The organism is Mycobacterium sp. 1423905.2 (genome assembly GCF_001673155.1).
In the GTDB taxonomy this organism is placed as follows: domain Bacteria; phylum Actinomycetota; class Actinomycetes; order Mycobacteriales; family Mycobacteriaceae; genus Mycobacterium.
Map to the genome: position 1 here is coordinate 1 of NZ_LZLE01000282.1, position 22,772 is coordinate 22,772.

The following is a 22,772-nucleotide window of genomic DNA, read 5'->3' on the forward strand; positions in this document are numbered from 1 at the left end:
CCGGTTGTGGTCATTGGCCGCAGTACGAGGACGCCAAGACGTTCAATCGACTGCACATCGACTTCCTGCTGGGGCGCCGGGGATCATGGACGCGATGCGGCGGCCCTCTGGAACGTCGGCGGTCGGGTCGTCGCTGGTCCACAACACCAAAGTCGGCGCGGTGATGGCCCCGTATTCCTTCGGGCCCAACAAGTTTCGAGCGCGGATTACCGGATCCTGCAGAGCCATGATGTCGCGCATCGCGGCGACGAAGCCCGGTTGCCGATAGATCCGTTGGCGGCTGGCGACCAGATCGTCATAACCCTTCGACTTGTCGGCCATCAACCATTTGATCCGTGCTTGCACGGTATCCCAGGAGGGATTCTCGGCGGCCGCCATCGACAAGTCGATGATCCGTTTCATGACCACAGGATCGGCCTGCGACCCACCCGCGGTGTTGAGGACCAGCCGGTCGATGACGTCGGGATGGTCGACGGCCGCCCGCGCGGCCACCCAGCCGCCGAGCGACTCACCGCTCAGCTTGATCTTTTGCGCGCCGATGCTGCGCACGACTGCCATCAAATGATCGACGTAGTGCGGGATTTCGAGCGGATGCCCGGGCTTGTCGGTGTAACCGTGGCCCAGCATGTCGATCGACCACGTCCAGAAATGTTCGGCGTGCGCGGCCAGGTTGCGGACATAGGCTTCGGCGTGGCCGCCGGATCCGTGCAGTAACACCAGGACCGGCCGGTCAGGGTCGCCGGCTTGCAGATACCGAGTCCGTACGCCGTCGGCATCCAGGTAGCCCTGCGTGAAGGCGACTCCCTGCAGATCGCTCCACACGCTTTCGAACTCCGCCACTGTCCCTTTCTCGCCGCCTTTCCTGACCGGAAATCCGGTTCTCGTCTGCGCACTACCTGATGTGCTAATATCGCACAACAATGTGCGTTATATACAGAGCTTTGCTCTCCCGGCGGGGTCTGTCAAGGCCGTGACGAGTTCCGGGACGGGCTCTCAAACGCTGGCCAGAGGACTGACCGCGCTGCAACTGGTGGCCGCGTCTCCGCGTGGTCTGACCATGCAAGAGGTCGCCGACCAGGTCGGCGTGCATCGGACCATCGCCTACCGACTGCTGGCGACGTTGACGCAGTTCCGGCTGGTCTCCAAAGGAGAAGACGGTCGCTACCGACCCGCAGCCGCATTGGCGGTCCTGGGCGCAGCCTTCGACCACAACGTGCGGCAGTTGAGCCTGCCGACACTGCGCGCGCTGGCCGATGACCTGGGCACCACCGTCTCGCTGCTGGTGGCAGAAGGCGACGAGCAGGTGGCCGTCGCGGTAATAGTGCCTACGCAGGTCGCCTACCAACTCGCCTTCCACGAAGGCAGCCGATATCCGCTGGACCGGGGCGCGGCCGGCATCGCGTTACTCGCAAGCATGCCGCCGCGGCCGGGAGAACGCGGTCTGGTGTCCGTTGCCCGCGAGCGTGGCTGGGTCACCACCCACGGCGAAATCGAGCCCAACACTTACGGATTGGCCGTACCGGTACACCGTCCCGCCCCGTCGCCGCCCACCTGCATCAATCTCATCTCCCACCGCGAAGACGTGGTGATGCGCGGCAAGGACGCGGTGGTCACTGCCGCCAAGCAACTATCCGCGCTGCTGAGCTGAAGGGGTAGAAGGCATGTCGTGGACTGAGGAATACGACGTCGTCGTCCTGGGCAGCGGCGGCGCCGGCCTGACCGCCGCGCTGACCGCCGCCGTGTCCGGCGCGTCGGTGCAGGTGTTCGAGCGTGCCTCCACCGTCGGTGGCACCACTGCGGTATCCGGCGGCATCGTGTGGATTCCCGCCCACGACCGGTCGGCCGAGCGCGACCTGACGGTGGCCGACGCGTTGCGATACCTGCGCGCGCAGTCTTTCGGTTCGATGGACGACGAGTTGGTGGAGACGTTCGTGCGCACCGGCCCGGTCATGCTCGACTTCGTCGAGACGCACAGCGGTCTGCGCTTCGAGATCGCCGACGGGTTCCCCGACTATCAGCCCGAGCTGCCCGGGGGCCAACCGGCCGGGGGCCGGTCGTTGAGCGCCGCACCATTCGACCTAAGCCAACTCGGCGACTGGGCCACCCGCATCACCTCCTTCCCCGCCGATTGGTCCAACGTGGGTTTCGACGCGGAGACCCGGGCTCGCCTACACGCCGACGCGGCGCGCGCCGGTGAACTGTGCGTGGCCGGCACCGCCCTGATCGCCGGGTTGCTGAAAGGTTTGCTGGATGTCGGTGTGACGCCGCGTACCGGCGCCCGCGCGACGGAGCTGATTGTCGAGGACGGGCATGTCACCGGTGTGCGTGTCACCGGCGCCGGATCCGACCAGAACGTGCGCGCGCGCCGCGGCGTCATCCTGGCTACCGGCGGCTTCGAGTGGGAGCCGGCCTTGGTGCGCGCTTTCCTGCGTGGTCCGATGCATGGCGCGGTGTCCCCGCCCAACAACACCGGTGACGGGTTGCGCATGGCGATGGCCCACGGCGCCGACTTGGCCAACATGGGAGAAGCCTGGTGGGTGCCCATCGTTCAGATCCCCGACGACACCATCGAGGGCAAGCAACGCAGCCGCAGCGTGCGGCTGGAACGGACCCGTCCGCGCAGCATCATGGTTAACCGCGCCGGCCGTCGCTTCGTCAACGAAGCGTGCGACTACAACTCCATGGCCGGCGCTTTCCACTATCTTGATCCGCGCGGCGGTTATGTCAACGACAGCGGCTGGATCGTCTTCGACTCAATTCATTTCCAGCGCTATGGCTTTCTGGGTGTCAGCCCCGGCGAGCCGGTTCCGGCTTGGTTCTGTGAGTCCGCCGACCTCGCCGAACTGGCCGCCAAGACCGGCATCGACGCCGACGGCCTTGCCCGCACGATCGAGCAGTGGAACCGCAACGTGGCCGCCGGCACCGATCCGGAGTTCGGGCGCGGATCGAGCGCCTACGACGGTTATTGGGGAGACGACCGGGCGAGCACGGTCGCCGGAAAGACACTCGGCCCTATCGACACCGCGCCGTTCTATGCGGTGCCGGTCCGGGTCGGCGCGATGGGCACCAAAGGCGGACCGCGCACCGATCACGACGGCCGCGTTCTGCATGTGCGCGGCGAGCCCATCCCCGGTCTGTTCGCCGCCGGCAACGCGATGGCCGGCGTGACCGGCCGAGCCTACGGCGGTGCCGGCGGAACAATTGGGCCGGCAATGGTTTTCGGCTACCGCGCCGGTTACGCCGCGGCCACCGGGGCATCGGTCAAAGTCAGCGCTTGAGCGGCAGTTCCACACACACGTGCGTGCCCGCAGGCACATCGAGGAAGGCGAACCTGCCTCCGGCGGCGTCGACGCGGGCCCGGTGCGACGCCAGACCGATGTGCCCCTCCCCCAGTCGGCGGGCCATGGTGTCGCCGGTGATTCCTACTCCGTCGTCGGCGACATCGACGATGCACGTGCCATCGGTGATCCCGAGCGTGACCGACGCGGTCTTGGCCCGCGAATGGTGCACCACGTTGGAGAGCAATTCCCGGACCACACCGAATACGATGGAGTCGACCTCATTGCGGGTCGGGTAGTCGATGTCCGTGGTGACCTTGATGCCGGACCGCTTCTCGGTGAACCCGGCCAACTGCTGCACCGCCGGACCCAATCCGACCTGCTCAAGCACGGCTGGGTGCAACTCAAATGTGGCCTGGCGCAGCCGTTCCGAGGCTGCCTGCAGACCGGCCAGCGCGCGACCCACCCGCTCATCACCCGGACAGGACGCGTCCACCTCGATCAGCTCCTGACGTGCGGCCAGCACATCCTGCAACGGACCATCGTGAATGGACTCCGAGATGCGGCGCTGCAGATCTTCCGACGCCGTCATCGTCTGCGCCAGCAGCTCTTCTCGCAGCGCGCTCAGGCCGGCGACCGAGCGAGCATGCCGCTCCTCGATGCGCACGACCACCAACGCCGTGCCGCACAGGAATGCGTACAGCAGGAAGCGGAAGACAGCCTCCGGCCAACCGATCGCCCGTACCATCACCGGGTCTTGGATGACGGCAACGGCGAACCCGACCAGAGTGAAAGCCAGCACCACCGCGGCGCGACGGGTCGACACGTCCAGGCCCACCAGCACCGGCAGCAGGGTCATGATCAGCAGCGGATAAATGCCGTCGGTGGAGAGCAACTGGAAACTCGTCAACGCCACGACATCGATGGCGGTGAAGGCGAATGGTTCGTAGCGGCGCATCGCCACAAGCGCACCCAAACCGACTTTCTGCCGCAGCGGCGAAAACGCCAAAAGCACCGCACATAGCGCTGTGATGCCATAAAGCGCAATCAGCACAGTTTGTTGTGACCATTCCGACCGCCGCGTCCCGATCATCATGGCCGCCGCCATGAGGATCACGACGCCGATGCGCAGCACCGAAGCGATTCGGTAGGAACGCAACTGGTGCACCCGGCGCACCCGGTCCAGTTCCGCGTCACTGGTCAACACATCGAACACCGTACTCATCGGCGTCCCCCAACGGGCGGCATAGCACAACGCGAGGATCAAAGAATTGACCCGGCGCTCAACATGCCCGGCTGAATGTCCGGCAATTACGGACGAATCTTTGCCGATACGGGCTAAACTCGTCGCCATGTTCGGCGCTGTAGGAATATGACCACTTCCGAGAAAGTGCGTGTCGTAGTCGGCGATGATCACCCGCTATTTCGTGAGGGCGTGGTGCGCGCGCTTTCACTGAGCGGCTCGGTGAACGTCGTCGGCGAGGCCGACGACGGTGCGGCGGCCCTTGAGTTGATCAAAGCCCACTCGCCGGACGTGGCATTGCTGGACTACCGCATGCCGGGAATGGACGGTGCGCAGGTGGCGGCCGCGGTGCGCAGCTACGACCTGCCGACGCGGGTGTTACTGATCTCGGCCCACGACGAATCGGCCATCGTCTACCAGGCACTGCAGCAAGGCGCCGCCGGATTTCTGCTGAAGGATTCCACCCGCACCGAGATCGTCAAGGCGGTGCTGGACTGCGCCAAGGGACGTGACGTGGTGGCGCCCTCCCTGGTCGGCGGGCTTGCTGGAGAGATCCGCCAGCGCGCTGCCCCCAGCGCACCGGTGCTCAGTGCCCGGGAGCGCGAGGTACTTCATCGGATCGCCCGTGGACAGAGCATCCCGGCCATCGCGGCGGAGTTGTTCGTGGCGCCATCGACGGTCAAGACGCATGTACAGCGGCTATACGAGAAGCTCGGCGTCAGCGACCGCGCCGCCGCGGTCGCCGAGGCGATGCGCCAAAGATTGCTCGACTAACACCGGGGCAACGCTTGGCCTGCTGTGCACCAGGGTGGGACCCCCACCGGCGCCTGCCCGCCGAACCGCTGCCTGAACGCAGCAGTCCACCGCGTCGACGTCGTCGCCGTCAACCTCGACGCCGGGCATGCCGTATTCGGCTGCCCGGCGGGGCAGGTGTGTGACTTCCGCGAGCAGCACCAGGGGCAACTGCCACACCGCGGCCATGGTGGTGACCTCGTCGAAAGCGCCGGAGTACACCACCCGATCGCCGATGCGGCATACCGTGACCCGGCCCGTGTCGGCCAGCCACTCGTTGTAGGCGTGGCCGGCCGCCAGCAGCAGGGCGCCGTCGTCGCCGCCGCGCATCATCACACCCGTCATAGGTGGACTCCTTCACCCGTCGGAAATGACCACTCCGGGCGACCGTCGGCCATTTCCCCGACCAACGAATACCAGGTCGCCCGTCGTGGTCACAAGCCTCAGATTAAGAATGATCGCCTGTGCAGACCTCCACCGATCGGGCCGAAAACCGGCGGACAGCGCGTCCCCAATCGGGGGACACCGCAAGGTCAGTGCGGCAGTGGAACTTCCACCCGGATACGGGTGCCCTCGCTGGTATCCATGAAGGCGAACACGCCCCCGGCGGCCTCGACCCGGGTGCGGTGTGACGCTAAACCGATGTGGCCTTCACCGAGGCGGCGGGCCATGGTCTCATCGGTGATGCCGATGCCGTTGTCGGACACCTCGAAGACGCAGCTGTGGTCGGACACCAGAAGCGAGACCGACGCCTCGGTCGCGCGGGAATGCCGGACCACGTTGGACAACAACTCGCGAATGACGCCGAAGGCGATGGGATCGACCGGGGTGCGAACGGGATAGTCGATGTCGGTGGTGACCTCGATGCCGGAGCGCTGCGCGGTGGCGACTGCCAGCTGGGCGACGGCAGCACCGAGGCCGACTTGCTCGAGGACGGCAGGATGAAGCTCAAAAGTGGCTTGTCGCAAACGATCTGACGCGCTCTGCAAACCGGTCATGGCGCGGGCGATGCGCTCGTCGTCGGGAGCAGCCGATTGCAACTCGACGACCTCTTGCCGAACGGCCAGCACATCTTGCAGCGGACCGTCGTGAATGGCCTCGGAAATGCGGCGCTGCAAATCTTCCGACGCCGTCATGGTTTGAGCCAGCAACTCCTCACGCAAGGCGCTCAGGCCGGCGATCGTGCGCACGTGGCGCACCTCGACGCGGACTCCGACGAACGCCGTGGCACACAAAAAGGCGTAGAACACCGACAGGAAGATGGTGTCGGGCCATTCGATGACGCGGCGGAACACGGTGTCTTGAATTCCCGCGACCACGAAGCCGACCAGGGTGAAGGCCAGCACCACGCCTGCCCGCCGCGATGACACATCGAGGCCCACCAGCACGGGCAACAGGATCATGATCAGCAGCGGATAGATGGCGTCCGTGGACAACAGCTGCAAACCGACCAGCACTACGACGTCAATGACGATGAAGGCGAACGGTTCTAGTCGTCCGACTCCGTCCAGCTGTGTGGCACCGAGTTTGTTGAACGGGACGAACGCCAGGATCAATGCGGTGAGCGCGGCGAAGCCGTACAGACCGGCCAGGGCTAGTTGTAAACCCCATTCCGATTCCGGGCTGCTGACCACCATCGCTCCCACCATGAAGGCCAGGACACCGATGCGCATGACCGCGACGATGCGGTACGAGCGCAACCGATGCATGTTGCGCGCCCGCTCGAGTTCGACGTTGTTGGCGATCACCACCGAACAACCGTACTGAAGGAAGAGGTCACTGCCGGGACCACACTCGCTGTGAACCCATTCGAGCCTTGGCTCACTGCGGCGCCATGCCGGTGACACATGACAGCACCCGAGCCAGCGGAGAACACAACACCGCGCCGAACAGACCTACCGTCACGGTGGTGAGCGCAACCACCGGTCGCCCGCCATGGTTCATGCTCCAGGACGCCAGGATAGGCGCGACGACCGAGGCCGCAGCCGTGGTCATCGACCAGATCCCGTGGTAGCGGCCACTGTTGGCGAGTGGGGCGATTCGATGAACGACGCCGGCGCCCGCCACAAACCAGGCGATCTCGCCCGGTGCACAGGCCGCGGCCGCGGCGCTGAACACCAGCGTCGTGTGTGCCAGCCCCGCGGCGCCCATGCACAGCGTTGTCCACACTCCCGCGGCGGCGAGAATGTCGAGCCGGGGAGCGCGGGCCAGGCGCTTGCTCAGCCAGCGCGTCATCACCGGCGTGATGGTGATGACCGCTATGCCGTTGGCCACCTGCACCCAGCCGTAATCGCCGGCCCCCAACCCGGAGTCACACATCAACATCGGGACGGCGGCAAAGAAGCCCATCAGCGCCGTGAGCGTAGCCAGGGCCGAGACCACCAACAGCAGCAGACGATAGTCCGAAAGCACTTGCCGATAACCGCATTTTCCGCTGACGTGCGGAGTCACCCGGCGTATCGAGGCCGGCATGCAGACGCCGGCCACTATCGCGAAAGCCGCGCAGGCGAGTGCGTTGAGCCAATACAGCAGTGCGGTGCCGGCCGCCGCAGCGAGCAAACCGCCGAGGCCACCGGCGATTGCCGCGCCGATGTTGAGCACCCACCCGTGTCGCCAGGCGTCCAGCTTCGCCCGCTGTTGGGGGTCGGACACCAATTCGGTGATTGCGGACCCGAGCACCGGGCGCGGCGCATCAGTGGCCAAGCCGGCGATCACGGCGCCGGCAAGCAACGCGAGCACGCTCGTCGCGTCGGCCATCGAGATCAACGCCGCAGCTGCCACCGACATGGCGCCCACCAGCGTGGCTCGGGCCCCGATCCGGTCCACCAGCCAGCCGCACAACAGTTGGCCAATCGACCAGCCCACGCCGTAGGCGGCCATCACCGCGCCGACCGCGCCGGCGGCGTGGCTGTGCCCGGCGACGTGGTAGGCCAGAAATGGGTAGCCGAACCCGGCCGCGCGCACCAGCAGGTTCCCGCCCAGCAAGAGCCAGAGGACTGCCGGATAGCGGGCATCGGTTGCGGCGGGGAGCTGGGTGTTCAGCACCCGGTTCTGGACGGCAATGGCCCGTGCTGTGGTCACCTCATTCAAGCTAGGCATCTCGGTGCCCCGGAAGTACCTCCGATCGGGCCCCTCGGGTGACGAACCGCGGTTCCCCCGATCGGGGGACATCCCTTGGCGTTAGGGCGCGGACACGCACGGCACCGGTAGCCGATCGACCGCCGCGGTACTGCGGTGCGCTGTCTTCTCCCACAGGAACGGTGCCTTGATGAGCTGGTACAGCGCCCGCCACGCTGCGACCCAGTGCGCCACCCAGTACAGCGGGAGCGCGGCGACGGCACGCAAGTGGCTCCGGCGCTGCTCCGGGTGGGCCAGGTAAGTCGCCATCAACCAGGTCAGGGTGCTGCCCAGTTGAATCAGCGTTATCGCGCCTGGGTCGACCGCCACGGTGATCAGGCCGCCGTAACCGAAACTGTCGGCGATGCTGAGCGCCAATATGACGGTCTGAGCCAGGAACTGCACGGGCATGCCGAGGACAAAGACGAGCAAGGTCAGCAGGCCGCGCAGCCCGAACCGGCGCACCGCCTCGCGCGGTGAGCGAGTGTGGACGAGGGCAGTGAGCAGGAAGCCTTTGTGCCAACGGGTCCGCTGAGAAATCCAGTCCTGCAACCGGTCCGGAGCGTCACCGAAGGTGACAGAGTCGACGACGTCGGTGCGATAACCCAGGGCATGTAACCGCATGCCCAGATCGGCGTCCTCGGAGACGTTCCACGCGTCCCAGCCGCCGACGCGCCGCAGCACCCCGGTCCGGAAATGGTTGCTGGTCCCGCCGAGCGGGAAAGGCGCGCCGAAGGCCGCCAGCCCCGGCACCGTCATGCGGAAACGTCGTGCGTATTCCACGCCGAAGCAATGTGCGAGGAGACTCTTCTCGACGTTGCTGGTCTGCAAAATGGCCTGCACACAAGCCAATTCGGGTGGATTGCTGGCGAACACCCGGGCCGCGCGCCGCAACTGGTCAGGCTCGGGGCGGTCCTCGGCGTCGAAGATCACCAGCAACTCACCCTTGGCGACCAGCAGACCCGCGTTGCACGACCGCGGCTTGGTGCGCGGCGGACCCGGCGGCACATGGAGGATACGCATGTGTGGGGGTGGCGCCTCGGCGGTGATGGCGTCCTGGGTGGCGGTGTCGGTGGTCTCGACCAGGAACAAAACTTCCAGTCGTTGCGTGGGGTAGTTCATATTGGCCAGGCAGCCGACCATGTCACCGATGACTTCTTCTTCGCGGTACGCCGGCACCAAAACGGTGTAAGTGGGCAGCTGTTCGTCGGTCAACTCCGGGGTCTGTTGCTGCCGGCGGGCCTGCCGACCCCAACGCTGCAAGCCGGTCATTGCCACGACGAACGACACCGCGACGATGGCCGTTGTCGCCGTGATGAGGATGACCAACAGCGCCGACGGAGCCACCAGTGCGGTGATGACGCCCGCGGCTGCCAGCGCTTGCGCGGCCCGCTTCTGCCACGGCATGATGCCCTGCCGGGCAGACATCTGCGGGTTGGTGTCCGCGAAGTCGTGCAAGATGGCATGGGCGATGTCGGCTTCTGCCTCGACGAGGATCCGGTCCTGCTCCCCGGCGGGTCGCGAATGCAGGTCGGCGATGTTGACCGACGGACGAGTTCTGTTGACCATCATGCTCTTTGACTCCACTTCCGTATTCGAACTGTGACTGTCAGGCGACGCGCCGCGAGCCGGACTTCTGCAGGGACCGCGCTAGCGGTAGGCACAACGCGGCGCCGATCAAGCCGACCGCCACGGTGACGATCGCGACCAGCTGGTGCCCGCCGTGAATCAGGCTGTAGGAGGCCACGATCGGAGCGATGACCGATGCCAGCGCCAAGGCCATCGACCAGATGCCGTGGTAGCGACCGCCGGTCGTGGGCGGTGCGATGCGGTGCACGACACCGGCCGCGACCACGAACCAGGCCACCTCCCCCGGAGTCGACACAGCCGTGGCCACACTGAAACCCACGGTGGTGTGCGCCAGCGACGCCGCTCCCATGCTCAACGTCGTCCACAGACCGGCAATGGCCAGGATGTCGAGACGGGGCCGGAAGCGGGCAGCGACTTTGCGGCCCAACCATGGGGTGATCACCGGTGTAAGCGCCAGACCGGCCACGGCATTGGCCAATTGCGCACAACCGAATTGACCGGCATCGAGGCCACGGTCTGCCATCAGCATGGGGACGGCGGCATACAATCCGCGCACGGCGATCAATGTGGCCAGGCTGGACCCGAAGAGCAGGACAAGCCGGCTGTCGGCCAACGCTTTCCGGTAGCTGACGTGGCATACCTTCGGTGCGGCCGGCAGGGCACGCCGTTCCCGCGCGGGGATGCAGAACGCGGCCACCAGCGAGAGCATCCCGCAGGCCACCGCATTCACCCAGAACAACACCGGTACGCCGAGCGCACCGACGAGCATGCCACCGACTCCTCCGGTGATGGCCCGGCCGATGCAGACCACCCAGCCGAAGCGGAACGCGTCGAGCTTGGCGCGGCGCTGAGGGTCGGGAACCATCTCGCTGATGGCGGCGCCCAACACCGGACGGGGCGCGTCGTAGACGACACCGGTGATCGCCGCCCCGACCAGCAGCGCAGGCAGGCTGACCGCCTCGGCCATGAAAATCAGTACTGCGGCCGCGACCAGCATGGTGGACATCAAGGTGACCCGTGTGCCGAGTCGGTCGACCAACCATCCGCACAGCAGCTGACCCACCGCCCAGCCGCCCCCGAATGCGGCCAGCACCGCACCGACCGCGCTTGCGGCGTGCCCGCGGCCGGCTACGTGGTAAGCCAGGAACGGGTAGGCGAATCCGGCGGCCCGCACGACGAGGTTGCCGATCAGCAGAAACCAGATGACCGCGGGGTACCGCTCGGCGACCGGTCGGTCGGTGGCTTGGCGATTCCGGATGAGTGTGCTGCGCACGTGGCGGGAGCCGATGTAACGCAATCGGTTTGGCGCCGTGGACCTACTGGCGCCGGGCAGGCCGGCCGCACCCAGTCCCGGGTACCGGAACGCTGCGGTGCGTGGCCGCAGAAACGCGGTGGGAGAGTCGATCTTGGAACCGAGGTGGTGGACTGGGGAAGCCGCCGTCGTCGTCACCATTGGAACGCTATTGCGGATTACGAATTGATAACTCCACCGATCGGGCCCAAAATGCGGTGGTCAGTCCGTCCGCTGATCGGAGGACATCGGCTGTCGTCACCCGATCAGCGCGGGCAGCACCCGAAGCGGTTCAATGCCGTCTTGAACAGCGCTGGCGGCCGCTTCGCCGCGACTTACATTGGCGGACAACGGCATTCCGCCAAGCAAGCCGGGCAGCCCCGAGACACGTGACGGTGCGGCGGCGGGAACCGCCCCCGGCAGGGCGGCGACCGCCGCGTGGTCCAGCGTCGGCGCCGACGCCGCCCAGGCGGCTGGTACCGAGAGTGCCCCCACCGACGTTGCATCCCCGACGCTTGCCGACACCGCACCGGCAAGTCCCGTGGCGGTCAGTGCGTTAGCCGCAGTCGACTCGATCGACGACGCGGCCTGACCGGCGAGGGCGGCGGGCGCGGGGAACAGACCCTTGACGGTCGACAGCATCGACATCATCAAACCGGCCGACGACGTACAGACGAAAAACGGTGTGCCGAAAATGCTCATGAGCGTGTCCAGATCGGTGATCCACTCGGGCAGCACCGTGTCACCGACGCTTGCCAGCGTGGCGACCAGCCCGCATGGATTGGCGGTCTGGGGTGGTTCGGCGAACGGTGTCAGCCTCGTCGCCGCGGCGGAGGCGGCCAGGTAGCCGTGCATCGCTGTTGCGTCTTGGGCCCACATCTGGCCGTATTCGGTTTCCGTTGCCGCAATCGCCGGGGAGTTCTGGCCGAGCCAGTTGGTGGCGGTCAACGTCGTCAATCGGGTCCGGTTGGCCGTGACGAGCGCAGGGTGCACGGTCATCGCGTAGGCGGTTTCGTAGGCAGCGACGGCCGCTTTGGCTTGGCTGGCGGCTTGTTCGGCCTGAGCGGCGGTGGCGTTGAGCCAGGCCAGGTAGGGCGTGACGGCGGCGACCATCCGTGTGGCGGTCGCGCCGAGCCAAGGGCCGCTGATTAATCCGGTGATCACCGAGTCGAACGAGGTCGCGACGCTGCTGAGGTCGGTGGCCAATCCGTCCCAGCCGGCAGCGGCGGCGAGTAGCGAACCCGCGCCCGGGCCGGCGTACATGCGCCCGGAGTTGATCTCGGGCGGTAGCGCCCCGTACACCATGGCCGCGAATCTTTCTCAGCGGGCAGCGATGGCGTTCGCCGCCTCGGTTGCGGCGTAGGAACCACCGCTGCCCGCCAACGTGGCGGCGAACATCTCGTGCATCGCCGCGGCCTGCGCGCTGATCGCCTGGTAGAGAGAGCCGTGCGCGGCGAATTGCATTGCGGTCAGGACGGATACCTCGTCAGCGGCGGCCGGGACGACGCCGGTGATCTGGGGTGCGGCGGCCGCGTTGCTCGAGCTCATCGCGGTGCCGATCGCTTGGAGATCCGCCGCGGCGGCCACGAGTAGTTCGGGTTGACTGGTCACGAATGGCATGGGAAATACTGTGCCGGGCGACGGTGCCCACGTCTGTCGGCTGAGCGGCCACTACGGCGGATGATTTCGGTGTCCCCCGATCGACGGACCCGCATCGACCGTTGCCCGCCGGCGGTGGCCTATCCGGCCGCGTGAGCTGGCGCGAATTCAATCGGCGGCCTCACAGGGGGCACTCGCGTCGGCTTCCAGGATGCGGGTGAGTCAAGGATGCGCCGGGTGTTGTTGCGCCGCCTGCCGAGCCAGCCGCTCATCGTGAATTTTGACCAGCTCGCGGAAGCCGAGGCGATGGTATTTGGGCGTCGGTTGAATCCCCCACACATCTTGCGCCGTGGCCTTGCCCGCCGCACCCTCAGGGGGACCCAACATCGGGTACGGGACTTGGCATTCCAGGGTGTCGTTGGAGTAGCGAACTTTCAACAGTTCGCTACAGATCTCGGTGAGGCTCAGTGTCGGATAGCCGTAGTAGATCGCCATGAAGGGCAGCGTGAAGGCGCCTTCCAGGACCAACGCCACAAGACATACCAGCACCGCTCGCTTGATCCACTTGTGCATGCGTGCGTAATACGCGGTCGTTCCGGGCGGGAGCTCATCTTTTGAGTCGTGGTCTGTTGCAGTCGACGCAGTGGTCACAGCTGTACTCCTATACCGGTTAGTCCGAGAAGATCTCGCGATTGACCGTGTGCAGATACGGAATGGCGAGGAACGGGGTGATGTAGAAGATGTCGTAGAGCCACCAGCCGATCACTGGAAACACCACGCCGGCATAACGCACGTCGGCATACATCGTCATGTTGAACACGTAGGCGGTCCAGATGACGGTCCCCATCCAACAGGTGATGACCATCCACTGATGCCCCCACCGCTTCATCTGCAGGAAGCCGATCGCAGCGGCTACCCGCATGGAGAACACCGTGAGGATCAACCCGGCCACGTAAGCTTTTTCGCCAGGACCGGCGGCACCGCCGATCCACAACTCGTTGTAGTGCCAGAAGTATCCGGCGTCGAACATGTTGCCCCAGCCGACCATCAGCACCCGGTTGATCAGCGTGTGATTGGCTACCAGGTCGAGTGCCCAACCCAGACTGTTGAGCATTCCGTCGATCAAGACCAGGTAGCCGATCAAGGTCACGATCATCGGACGCACCGACAAGCCGGCGCGCAGGGCCTGACGCTGCAACCAAACTCCGCGCATGAAGACTGGGAACCCGATGAGTCCTGGCGCCCACATACCCATCAAGGCGGCCCCGACGATCATCCATTTGTCGGCACGGCGCTGCGCGCCGCGGGATTCATCGTAGTGCTCGTCGAGACCGACGGAGCCGTCAGGTGAACGACGTTGCAGCAGCGGGACATTCATAGATTCCACCAGCCCCGGACGAATGACATGTAGAGCTGGACCAGGAACATGACCAGCAGGTAGCCGTAGATGAAGAGCTGGAATACGATCATCGCTCTCTTGCGCTTCCGTTCCTGTTGATCCATGCCTCGGTTACTCCTTCCTAGAAGGTGGTGAGCAGGCTGGCGGCCGCCACCTCGCGTAATCCCTCCTGAACCGCGCCGTCGGTGGTCAGGGGCGCCAAGATGCAGACTTCGGCTGCCTCGATCTCTGAGGCGCCGACCGCGATCAACTGCGCCGCAGTAACAAGCGCGCGGGTCGACGGCGGCTCGAAGTGGAACACTTCATCGGCGGTGCGGATGGCATTGGCACACCGAACCAGGCGAGAGGCCACCGATATGTCGACTCCCGCTTCGCTCACGACAACCTGAGCCTCGCGTTCGGGAGGCAAGTAATGCATAGGCAGAGTGGCGAACCGCTGCCGAAACGATGGTTTGAGCTCTTTGAGTGAACTGCGGTACGCCGGGTTGTAGGAACACACGAGCATGAACGAATCCGGCGCGGTGACAACTTCTCCCGCGCGGTCGAGGTACAACACGCGTCGGTGATCGGTCAATGAGTGCAGGATGGCCAACGAGTCGTGCCGTGCCTCCACTACTTCGTCCAGATAACAGATGGCCCCGGTCTTGACGGCCTTGGTGAGCGGGCCGTCCGTCCAGACCACGTCGCCGCTGGTAACCATGAACCGTCCGACCAGGTCTGAGCTGGTGAGATCGTCATGGCAGCTGATCGTGACGACGGGCCGTTGAAGAAGCTGACCCATGTGCTCGACGAGCCGGGTCTTACCGCATCCCGTTGGGCCAGTGAGCATCACAGGGATGTGTTGGTGGTACGCCTGCTCGAACAGCCGAACTTCGTTGCCGTTGGCGAAGTAGAGGTCGGTCGTCACGTGTCCCTCCGCTGCGTTTCGATCATGCGGCGACCAGCTCCCGGTGGACGTGGGCAAGCACCCGTGGCAGCTCGTCGACACATCGGATTCGTTTTGATCGGAGCGGCCCGAAGACCTCGGGAAGCGGATCGACCCGCGTTGGCCCGACGCCGATGTAATACACCGAGACGCCGGCCGAGTTGGCTTCTTCAACGGCGTGAGCCACATCGGCCCAGGCGTAGCGACCTTCGTAGCCCTCGTCCGACATCAGGCCATCCCCGATCACGATGAGCAGTCGACGTTGTGACGGTTGCCCGAGCAGTCGATTCGTCAGGTGGCGCACGGGCGCGCCCAGCCTGGTGTAACCGCCTGTCATCAGGCCCAGGCTGCCCGGAGCGACGAAGCGCACGTCGTGAAAGTCCTTGAGACAGTGCACCTCGACGTGGTGGCGGGTGTTTCCGGTGAACGCGAATATGCCGTGTTGTTCCCGGGCATGAGTCATGGCTCGAGAAAGTGCGTCTGCGCAAGCCAGTTCCAGGCGAAAGATTCGGCCGCCCTGTACGCCCAAGGAGGAGCTCGCATCCAGCAACAGCGCCGTGGTGACATCGCGTCGGTTGGGTAGTAGTTCGCGGAAGACACGGGGCTCTTTTGCCGCACCGGTCAATGTGTCGATGTAGTGATCGACATAGGACTCGACGTCGAACTCCGATCCATCCTCCAAGTGGCCGGTCATCGCGCGAGTGGTGTGCTCCTCGAACCACTTCCGCAGATTCGGCGGGCTCGGTGCGGACGGAGAACTGTGCCGGGTGCGCCGCCGCTCCACTACCGCCACATGGTCCGGCAGGAAGCGCATGGTCCGCTGATTCCACTCGGGGTACGGGATACCCTGCCGGTGCTTCGGGGTGATGTCCAAGTCATCGTTCTCTGGCTGGCTTGGTGGCGGCAGATTGGGATTGCGCACGCCGCCGTCTCCACCGATAGGTACGGAGTAAGGCCGGGGACGGCGTTTCTGCGAACTGGTCCAAGGCATCCGGCCGTAGCGGCGGACAAGACTGGTCAACCCTCGAGGCGTCGACAATCTGGCGGGCAAGGCGCCCAATAGCGGGTGGACCACCAGGGTTTGGCGGGTCCGGGCCAGCTCGATGGCCCGGTCGAGCATCACGATGGCGTCCGTGTCTGGATCGGCGATGTCGAGGTCGGGCACTAAGCGCCGCATCTCGGGCAACAGGCCAGGCCATTGGCCGGCCATCCAGCCCAGGGCCACGTTCGCCTCGACAAGGGTCAGCGCGCGAATTTCGTGCGGGGACAGTTCAGTCAAGCGGTATTGAGCAAGTCGGTCTTTTGAAGGTGAGCACTGCAGCGCCACGCCGCACGTCAATGTGCGACGCGTCCAGTCACGCGGCACCGGGTACGGCACGCCCACCACCGTCAGGCCTTCACTCAAACCGAAGATACGGTTGTCACCAGTGATCAGACGTGCCTGGGCACGCCGATTATCGCTCAGCGCAACCGCCGTCAACGCGCAGCTGCGTTCGATAGCCAGCGGGTGCGTACCGATCAGCTCAGCCATGGCCGCGCCGTGCCGCGTTCGACCGGCCTTCAAAGCACCGGATCAAAACGTTCCGATGTTGGAGAACATCCAGTACCAGAAGCCGATGATCAGGCAAGTACCACCCCAAGCTGCGACGTATCGGCCAATCTCCCAGAGCCACAGCATGATCGGACCTCCCCGTGAAACGCACGAACTGTGCGACGACGACGTGAACTGCCGCCATGCTCAACCGCCGCGGTTCGGCTGTCACTGCGACCAGCAGGCGCGCAGGTGTCGGCATACGACGCCCCTGCCGAATGAGACGCTTGACCATAGGCGACATGGTGTGCTCCTTTGTAGCCCACTCAGTGACTTAAGTCAATGAAAGTCCTTTATTGGAGGCACGGAGCGGCCCGATCTACGTTGGGGCCGCGGGTTTGTGTGCTGCGCTTCGGGTAATGCCACCTGCCGAGACCGGATGACGGTCAGTGAATACAGCGCCGCCGTGTTATCGGAGTCCATCGACACGTTGGCCAAGAAGGACAAGCAGGAAACGGCCGCGCTGCACCGGTCAATCCGAGAAGATTTCCCGGTTGACGGTGTGCAGGTACGGGACTGCCAGGAAGGGGGTGATGTAGAAGATGTCGTAGAGCCACCACCCGACGACAGGGAATACGACACCGGCGAAACGCACATCGGCATACATCGTCATGTTGAACACGTAGCCGATCCAGATCACCACGCCCATCCAACAGGTGATGACCATCCACTGATGGCCCCAGCGTCTCATCTGCAGGAACCCGATTGCCGCGGCGATTCGCATGGTGAACACGGTCAGGATAAGCCCTACTTCCCAACCCTTCTCGCCCGGGCCGGCGGCACCGCCAATCCATAGTTCGTTGTAGTGCCAGAAATATCCGGCGTCGAACATGGCGCCCCAACCGTTGAGCAACACTCGGGCGAGGATCGTGTGGTTGGCGACCAGATCCAGTGCCCATCCCACGGTGTTGATCGCCGCGTCGATGATGACCAGGTATCCGAGCAGGGTGACCAGCATCGGCCGCACGGCAAGGCCTTTGTGCTGAGCGCGCCGCAGCAACCACACCCCACGCAGGAACAACGGCAGTCCGAAAACACCAAGGGCCGCCGTGCCGATGAGCATGCTGCCGGTGATCAACCACCGGTCGGCCTGGCGCTGGGCCAGCTGCGACTCCTCGATGTGCTCGTCCATGCTGGCGGTGCCGCCGGCGAGGCGACCCGAGATTGGCAGGATCACGCTGGCCCCATTCGACACCGTAACAAAAGCATGCGCTGACTATAGTCAGCATCTACCAAGGTCGCTAGATTGCCGGTCGATTCCACTTCGGTGCGTTCAGCGTCGAATCTGCATGCCGCACAGTGTCCTTTTCACATAGTCCTCCAGCATCGCGTCGCGTGTCGGCCATGCGTTGGTGGTGATCAGCAATGCGTACAGGCCCAGGAGGAAAAACACTGCGCTGTTCATCGGGATGACGTCGGTGTCGATATCGCCCCGCTGCTGACCCCGTTCGATTCCCTCGGCCACGGCAACGATCAAGGGATGGTCCCTCCCGTTTTCGGTAGGGGGACGAGTCTGGGAGAAATGCAGGGCGAGAAAGTCTTTGAAGAGCATGTCACCCAGGCGGCGCTCGAGGCCCAGAATCAACCGGACCGCTTCATGCAGCGTGGCGGCCAGCTCGGGCTGCGATTGCAGGAACCGGCTCATCTGTTTTGCGATCCGCTCCTCTTCGCGCCGCTCCAATTCGAGCAGCACGTGTTCTTTGGTGGGAAAGTGAAAGAAGAAGGTCCCGTGGGCCACTCCCGCAGCAGTGACGATCGCGCCTACGTCCGCTTCTGCGATGCCCGATCGTTTGAATTCCGCGATGGCCGCACCCATCAACCGCTCCCGGGTTTGCAGGCGTTTGGTCTCACGCGTAGTCAGGCTGTCTGCCATAGCTGGTCAGTTCCTTCTGCATCAGAGCAACAACCAATGCGGCTGATCGACTGGCGTCGACCAAATGGTAGCGCGCAAGCGGCATGGTGCGGTCAGCGCGAGGCACTCGACGCCGATTATTGACTTGAGTCAGTTTGCGCCGTTAGATGAGACGTCGTGACCTAAGTCCCTCGATGAAAGGGGTGGCATGGCGCTCGAACAGTTCAGACTCGACGGCCAGGTCGCGATCGTCACCGGTGCCGGGAAGGGTGTCGGTCAAGGTATCGCGAGAGTCCTCGGCGAGGCCGGCGCCATTGTCGTCGGTACGGCCCGTACCGAGTCCGACATCGTCAACACGATCACCGGCATAAAAGAAGCCGGTGGCCAGGGACTGCCGATCGTCGCTGACGCGATGAGCCGCCCAGACAGCACCTGCGTGGTGGAAACCGCGATGGAGCGGTTCGGTCGCATCGACATCTTGGTGAACAATGTCGGCGGATCCACGTACGCAAGGTTTCTCGATATCACCGACGACGACTTCAAGCACACCTTCGACTGGTGTGTCACGTCGGCGTTCATCATGAGCCAGCTGGCGGCACCGCACATGCTCAGTGCCGGACACGGTTCCATCATCAACATTTCGTCGGGTGCGGCGAGGTTCGGCATTCGAGCACTCACCGCCTATTGCGTGGCCAAAGGGGCGTTGGAAGCACTCACGCGTGCCATGGCGCAGGAACTGGCTCCCAAGATCCGGGTCAACGCGATTGCTCTGGGTTCGTTTGCCACCGACGGTTTGCAGAGCAGCTTGGACATGATGCCGGGATCCTTGGAGAAGATGAACGAAGCCACTCCCCTGCATCGACTCGGCGACGTCGAAGATCTTGGGCGCTTGTGTGTCTACCTGTCCACCCGTGACTGTTACGCGACCAACGCAACCTTCCATGTCGACGGAGGCATTGAGGCGAACAATTCTCCGCTGCCAATTCCCGATTACTGAGCCAGATGGAATAGCCATGCGTAGGGTCGTTCAGTTCTCCACCGGAAACGTTGGGCAGCACTCCTTGCGGGCCATCATCGGACGCCCGGACCTCGAGTTGGTGGGCGTACACGCCGCAACCCCAGAGAAGATCGGTCGAGACGCCGCCGAGCTGTGCGGACTGAGCACCCCAACCGGTGTCCTCGCCACCGACGACATCGACGCGCTGATCGCTCTGCGCCCAGAGTGTGTGGTCTACACCGCGCAAGGCGAGACGCGACCGATGGAGACCATCGAACAGATGTCGAGATTCCTTGCCGCGGGGATCAATGTCGCCGCCACATCGATGGTGTGGCTCGTCGCTCCGCGTCAGGCGGACGACTGGTTACGCGTACCGCTGCAACAGGCGTGCGAGACGGGTAATGCGTCTCTATACGTCAACGGCATCGACCCCGGATACTCCGGCGACACTGAGGTGCACACCGCGCTGAGCCTCGTCACTCGGGCAACATCCATCACGGTGCAGGAAATCTTCGACTACGGCAATTACGACGACTACGAGTTCACCGGCACGTCAATGGGTTTCGGCATGACACCGGAGGATGATACGCCGATGCTTTTCTTGCCGGGCGTCATCACCACCATGTGGGGCGGTCCGGTGCGTAACCTTGCCGAGCAGCTGGGCATCGAACTCGACGAAGTACGCCAACGCACCGAACCGTGGTACACCGACTCACGTATCGAGTGCAAGATGACCACCGTCGACCCCGGGCAGATGGCTGCGGCACGGTTCGCCGTCGAAGGAATCCGCGACGGTGCACCTGTGATCACCATGGAGCACATCAACCGGCTCACGGCCGCCGCCGCACCGGACTGGGAGTTTCCACCAAGTGGCCAGGCAGGAGTGCACCGGGTCGTGGTGGAAGGTGAACCCCGAGTCGAGATCAACACGCACGTCTCCCACCCGGCGTTCGACGTCACAGAAGCCGGCTGCATGTCAACCGCTGCCCGAGTGGTCAATGCCATCGACTGGATCTGCGGTGCGCCTGCAGGATTGATCTCGGTGGAGGACGTTCCGCCGGCGGCCGTCATCCGCGGATTGATGTGGTGAAGCCCTGCCGTGACGATGTCGTCGGGCCAGCAAAGGAGGACACATGACCCAAAATGCGTTGGCCGAGAAGAAGTATCGAGTCATCCAGTGGGGCATCGGCAATGTCGGAACGATCGCGCTGCGTCACTTCGCCCACAATCCCGCCTACGAGGTAGTCGGCGTCCTGTGTAATCGCCCGGAGAAAGTCGGCAAAGACGCCGGTGAACTCGCCGGCGTAGCGCCGATCGGGGTGCGGGCGACCGACGACAAGGCGGCCATCGAGGCACTCGACGCCGACTGCGTTTTCTACGCACCACTTTGGTCTGACCCCGACGAGGTCTGTCGGCTACTACGCGCGGGCAAGAACGTCGTTGCATCGGGCGGCGCCTGGTGGTTTCGCACCGAGCACAGCAGTGCCGACATCGATAAGATCGACGCTGCCTGCCACGAGGGTGGTACATCGTTTCACGCGGGTGGTGTCAACCCCGGGTTCGCCGGTGATCTGCTGGTCCTGACGCTGGCCCGCATCGTCAGCCGCATCGACATGATCCACATCTACGAGGTGGTGAACTTCGGCAAAGACACCTTGAAGTACTTGCACGAGATGGGCATGGGCAGTGATCCGCAGGCGTTCCTGTCCGGTCCCAACCTCCTCGGCAACGCGTGGCCGTTATTCGCCCAATCGATGGCCATGGTCGTCGCCGGATTCGGCAAGACCGTTGACAAATACACCACGGAAGTCGAACTCGGAACCGCCACCCGCGACATCCCTTTCGAGGGCGGCCCCACCAGCGACATGCCTGGCTTCAAAGGCGTGATCAGAAAGGGCACCGTCGCCTCCCAGCATCACAAGTGGACGACGTGGGTGGACAACAGACCCTTCATGACCTTCCACGAGATGTACACCATGGATGAATACGACGCCATTGAGCCACAGCCCGATTGGGGCGGGCACTACCACTACCGCATCGTCATCGACGGTGATGAGCCGACCGAACTGATCCTGCAGGCGCCCCCGGACCCACAGGGCGAGTACAAGAAGCCGGGATATACCTGGACGGCCATGGGACCCGCCAACACCATTCCAGCTGTCTGCGACGCGCCGCCGGGATTCCTGACTCACAAAGAGCTGGGCCTGGTTTCGCTACGCGGCGTCGTGCGCCAATAACTTCCGGCCCGATACGCCGGCGCTTTCAGTCTGGCGCCGGCGGGGACAGCAGCCGCTCGGCCGCGGTGTAGGGGTCGTCGTTTCCGTCGACCACTGCCTCGGCGAGCCGATCCAAATCGGCGCGGCTGCGCAGTCGAGATTGCGCCAGCGACAGGATCTGCGCCCGCGCGCGAGCCAGCCGGCGGGCGCGGTTGTCGGCGCGGTGATGTGCATCGATGGCGGTCACCAAGTCCGCGATACCCTCTCCGCGCGCCGCGATCAGGCTCACGATCGGTGCAGTGGTCTCGGCCCGCAGGTCCCGCACTGTCTGCTCCGCTCCGTCGCGGTCGGCCTTGTTGACCACGACGATGTCGGCGACTTCCAACAATCCCGCCTTGGCGGCCTGCACCGCATCACCGGCACCGGGGTTGAGGATGACGACGGTGGGATCGGCCACCGCGGCAATCTCGATCTCAGACTGTCCGACACCGACGGTCTCGAGCATGACGATGTCGTATCGGATGGCGCCGAGCAGTCGGATCGCGGCCGGCACCGCGGCGGCCAGTCCACCGAGGTGCCCGCGACTGGCCACCGACCGGATTAGTACGTCGGAGTCGTTGATGTGCGCGGACATACGGATACGGTCACCGAGGATGGCGCCCCCGCTGAAGGGTGAGGACGGATCCACCGCCAGCACCGCCACCCGATGGCCGCGCTCGCGGAACGCGCTGACCAACTCAGCGACCGTCGTCGACTTCCCCGCGCCCGGAGGTCCGGTGATCCCGACCACGCGAGGCGCTTGCACCGCGTCCGTGCCGATCTCGGCCAGTATCTCGTCGCGGCGGTCCCCTTCGATCAGGCTGAGCAACCGACCCGCCGCGC

Annotated in this window: 21 protein-coding genes and 2 pseudogenes; 6 read left to right on the top strand and 17 right to left on the bottom strand. The window is 64.7% G+C overall.

The features are described from left to right. Positions 1 to 72: 72 nt before the first annotated feature. Positions 73 to 840, bottom strand: a pseudogene (locus A9W95_RS18625) (alpha/beta fold hydrolase); the annotation flags it as partial. 130 nt (positions 841 to 970) lie between these two features. Here A9W95_RS18625 and A9W95_RS18630 point away from each other — a divergent pair. Together A9W95_RS18630 and A9W95_RS18635 are read left to right on the top strand one after the other, a co-directional pair. Beyond that, on the top strand, positions 971 to 1,648 hold the full coding sequence (locus tag A9W95_RS18630; RefSeq protein ID WP_067416007.1) for an IclR family transcriptional regulator: 678 nt from the start codon (positions 971 to 973) through the stop codon (positions 1,646 to 1,648). 13 nt (positions 1,649 to 1,661) lie between these two features. Then, positions 1,662 to 3,278, top strand: coding sequence for an FAD-dependent oxidoreductase (locus A9W95_RS18635; RefSeq protein ID WP_067416010.1), 1,617 nt, complete (start codon positions 1,662 to 1,664; stop codon positions 3,276 to 3,278). Here A9W95_RS18635 and A9W95_RS18640 read toward each other — a convergent pair. After that, complete coding sequence (locus A9W95_RS18640) at positions 3,268 to 4,503, bottom strand: sensor histidine kinase (RefSeq protein ID WP_067416013.1); 1,236 nt, start codon at positions 4,501 to 4,503, stop codon at positions 3,268 to 3,270. The genes A9W95_RS18635 and A9W95_RS18640 overlap by 11 nt on opposite strands. Positions 4,504 to 4,650: 147 nt before the next feature. Here A9W95_RS18640 and narL point away from each other — a divergent pair, with 147 nt between their 5' ends. Continuing rightward, on the top strand, positions 4,651 to 5,295 hold the full coding sequence (gene narL, locus A9W95_RS18645) for a two-component system response regulator NarL (RefSeq protein ID WP_067416016.1): 645 nt from the start codon (positions 4,651 to 4,653) through the stop codon (positions 5,293 to 5,295). 30 nt (positions 5,296 to 5,325) lie between these two features. Here narL and A9W95_RS18650 read toward each other — a convergent pair. From A9W95_RS18650 to A9W95_RS18710, 14 genes and pseudogenes are all read right to left on the bottom strand, one after another. Continuing rightward, positions 5,326 to 5,616, bottom strand: a pseudogene (locus A9W95_RS18650) (thiamine pyrophosphate-dependent enzyme); the annotation flags it as partial. Between the two features lie 230 nt (positions 5,617 to 5,846). Then, on the bottom strand, positions 5,847 to 7,064 hold the full coding sequence (locus A9W95_RS18655; protein WP_067416022.1) for a sensor histidine kinase: 1,218 nt from the start codon (positions 7,062 to 7,064) through the stop codon (positions 5,847 to 5,849). Positions 7,065 to 7,134: 70 nt separating this feature from the next. Continuing rightward, entirely contained in the window at positions 7,135 to 8,394 is a 1,260-nt protein-coding gene (locus A9W95_RS18660) for an MFS transporter (protein WP_067416060.1), read from the bottom strand. A 99-nt stretch (positions 8,395 to 8,493) separates the two neighbouring features. Next, positions 8,494 to 10,017: a glycosyltransferase family 2 protein gene (locus A9W95_RS18665; protein WP_156746279.1), complete on the bottom strand. Its 1,524-nt coding sequence runs from the start codon at positions 10,015 to 10,017 to the stop codon at positions 8,494 to 8,496. A 22-nt stretch (positions 10,018 to 10,039) separates the two neighbouring features. Further along, a complete protein-coding gene (locus A9W95_RS18670) occupies positions 10,040 to 11,353 on the bottom strand; it encodes an MFS transporter (RefSeq protein ID WP_371328093.1) in 1,314 nt (437 codons plus the stop codon). A gap of 216 nt (positions 11,354 to 11,569) precedes the next feature. Further along, a complete protein-coding gene (locus A9W95_RS18675) occupies positions 11,570 to 12,616 on the bottom strand; it encodes a PPE family protein (protein WP_067416028.1) in 1,047 nt (348 codons plus the stop codon). Between the two features lie 15 nt (positions 12,617 to 12,631). After that, positions 12,632 to 12,931 (bottom strand): PE family protein, encoded by a 300-nt coding sequence (locus tag A9W95_RS18680; protein ID WP_067416031.1) that lies wholly within the window; start codon positions 12,929 to 12,931, stop codon positions 12,632 to 12,634. 201 nt (positions 12,932 to 13,132) lie between these two features. Next, positions 13,133 to 13,561, bottom strand: coding sequence for a hypothetical protein (locus A9W95_RS18685; RefSeq protein WP_067416034.1), 429 nt, complete (start codon positions 13,559 to 13,561; stop codon positions 13,133 to 13,135). 19 nt (positions 13,562 to 13,580) lie between these two features. Then, complete coding sequence (locus A9W95_RS18690; RefSeq protein WP_067416037.1) at positions 13,581 to 14,288, bottom strand: hypothetical protein; 708 nt, start codon at positions 14,286 to 14,288, stop codon at positions 13,581 to 13,583. Then, entirely contained in the window at positions 14,285 to 14,413 is a 129-nt protein-coding gene (locus A9W95_RS28240) for a hypothetical protein (protein WP_256388915.1), read from the bottom strand. Before A9W95_RS28240 ends, A9W95_RS18690 begins: the two co-directional genes overlap by 4 nt. A 17-nt stretch (positions 14,414 to 14,430) precedes the next feature. After that, entirely contained in the window at positions 14,431 to 15,216 is a 786-nt protein-coding gene (locus A9W95_RS18695) for a CbbQ/NirQ/NorQ/GpvN family protein (protein ID WP_067416040.1), read from the bottom strand. Positions 15,217 to 15,238: 22 nt separating this feature from the next. Then, positions 15,239 to 16,765 carry a nitric oxide reductase activation protein NorD gene (locus A9W95_RS18700; protein ID WP_067416043.1) on the bottom strand — a complete coding sequence of 509 codons (1,527 nt, stop codon included), beginning with the start codon at positions 16,763 to 16,765 and terminating at the stop codon, positions 15,239 to 15,241. Positions 16,766 to 17,297: 532 nt separating this feature from the next. Further along, positions 17,298 to 17,957, bottom strand: coding sequence for a hypothetical protein (locus A9W95_RS18705; protein WP_156746281.1), 660 nt, complete (start codon positions 17,955 to 17,957; stop codon positions 17,298 to 17,300). Between the two features lie 141 nt (positions 17,958 to 18,098). Next, positions 18,099 to 18,698 carry a TetR/AcrR family transcriptional regulator gene (locus tag A9W95_RS18710; protein WP_067416048.1) on the bottom strand — a complete coding sequence of 200 codons (600 nt, stop codon included), beginning with the start codon at positions 18,696 to 18,698 and terminating at the stop codon, positions 18,099 to 18,101. Positions 18,699 to 18,885: 187 nt separating this feature from the next. On the opposite strand from A9W95_RS18710, the gene A9W95_RS18715 reads away from it, so the two are divergent. Genes A9W95_RS18715 through A9W95_RS18725 form a run of 3 tightly spaced genes read left to right on the top strand, consistent with a single transcriptional unit; the run spans position 18,886 to position 21,911 of the window. Beyond that, entirely contained in the window at positions 18,886 to 19,674 is a 789-nt protein-coding gene (locus tag A9W95_RS18715; RefSeq protein WP_067416051.1) for an SDR family NAD(P)-dependent oxidoreductase, read from the top strand. A gap of 16 nt (positions 19,675 to 19,690) precedes the next feature. Continuing rightward, a complete protein-coding gene (locus A9W95_RS18720; protein WP_067416054.1) occupies positions 19,691 to 20,764 on the top strand; it encodes a dihydrodipicolinate reductase in 1,074 nt (357 codons plus the stop codon). A gap of 43 nt (positions 20,765 to 20,807) precedes the next feature. Next, on the top strand, positions 20,808 to 21,911 hold the full coding sequence (locus tag A9W95_RS18725) for a dihydrodipicolinate reductase (RefSeq protein WP_067416057.1): 1,104 nt from the start codon (positions 20,808 to 20,810) through the stop codon (positions 21,909 to 21,911). Positions 21,912 to 21,936: 25 nt separating this feature from the next. Here A9W95_RS18725 and meaB read toward each other — a convergent pair. Beyond that, positions 21,937 to 22,772: methylmalonyl Co-A mutase-associated GTPase MeaB (meaB, locus tag A9W95_RS18730; protein WP_082983182.1), on the bottom strand; the 836-nt coding region annotated here is incomplete at its 5' end.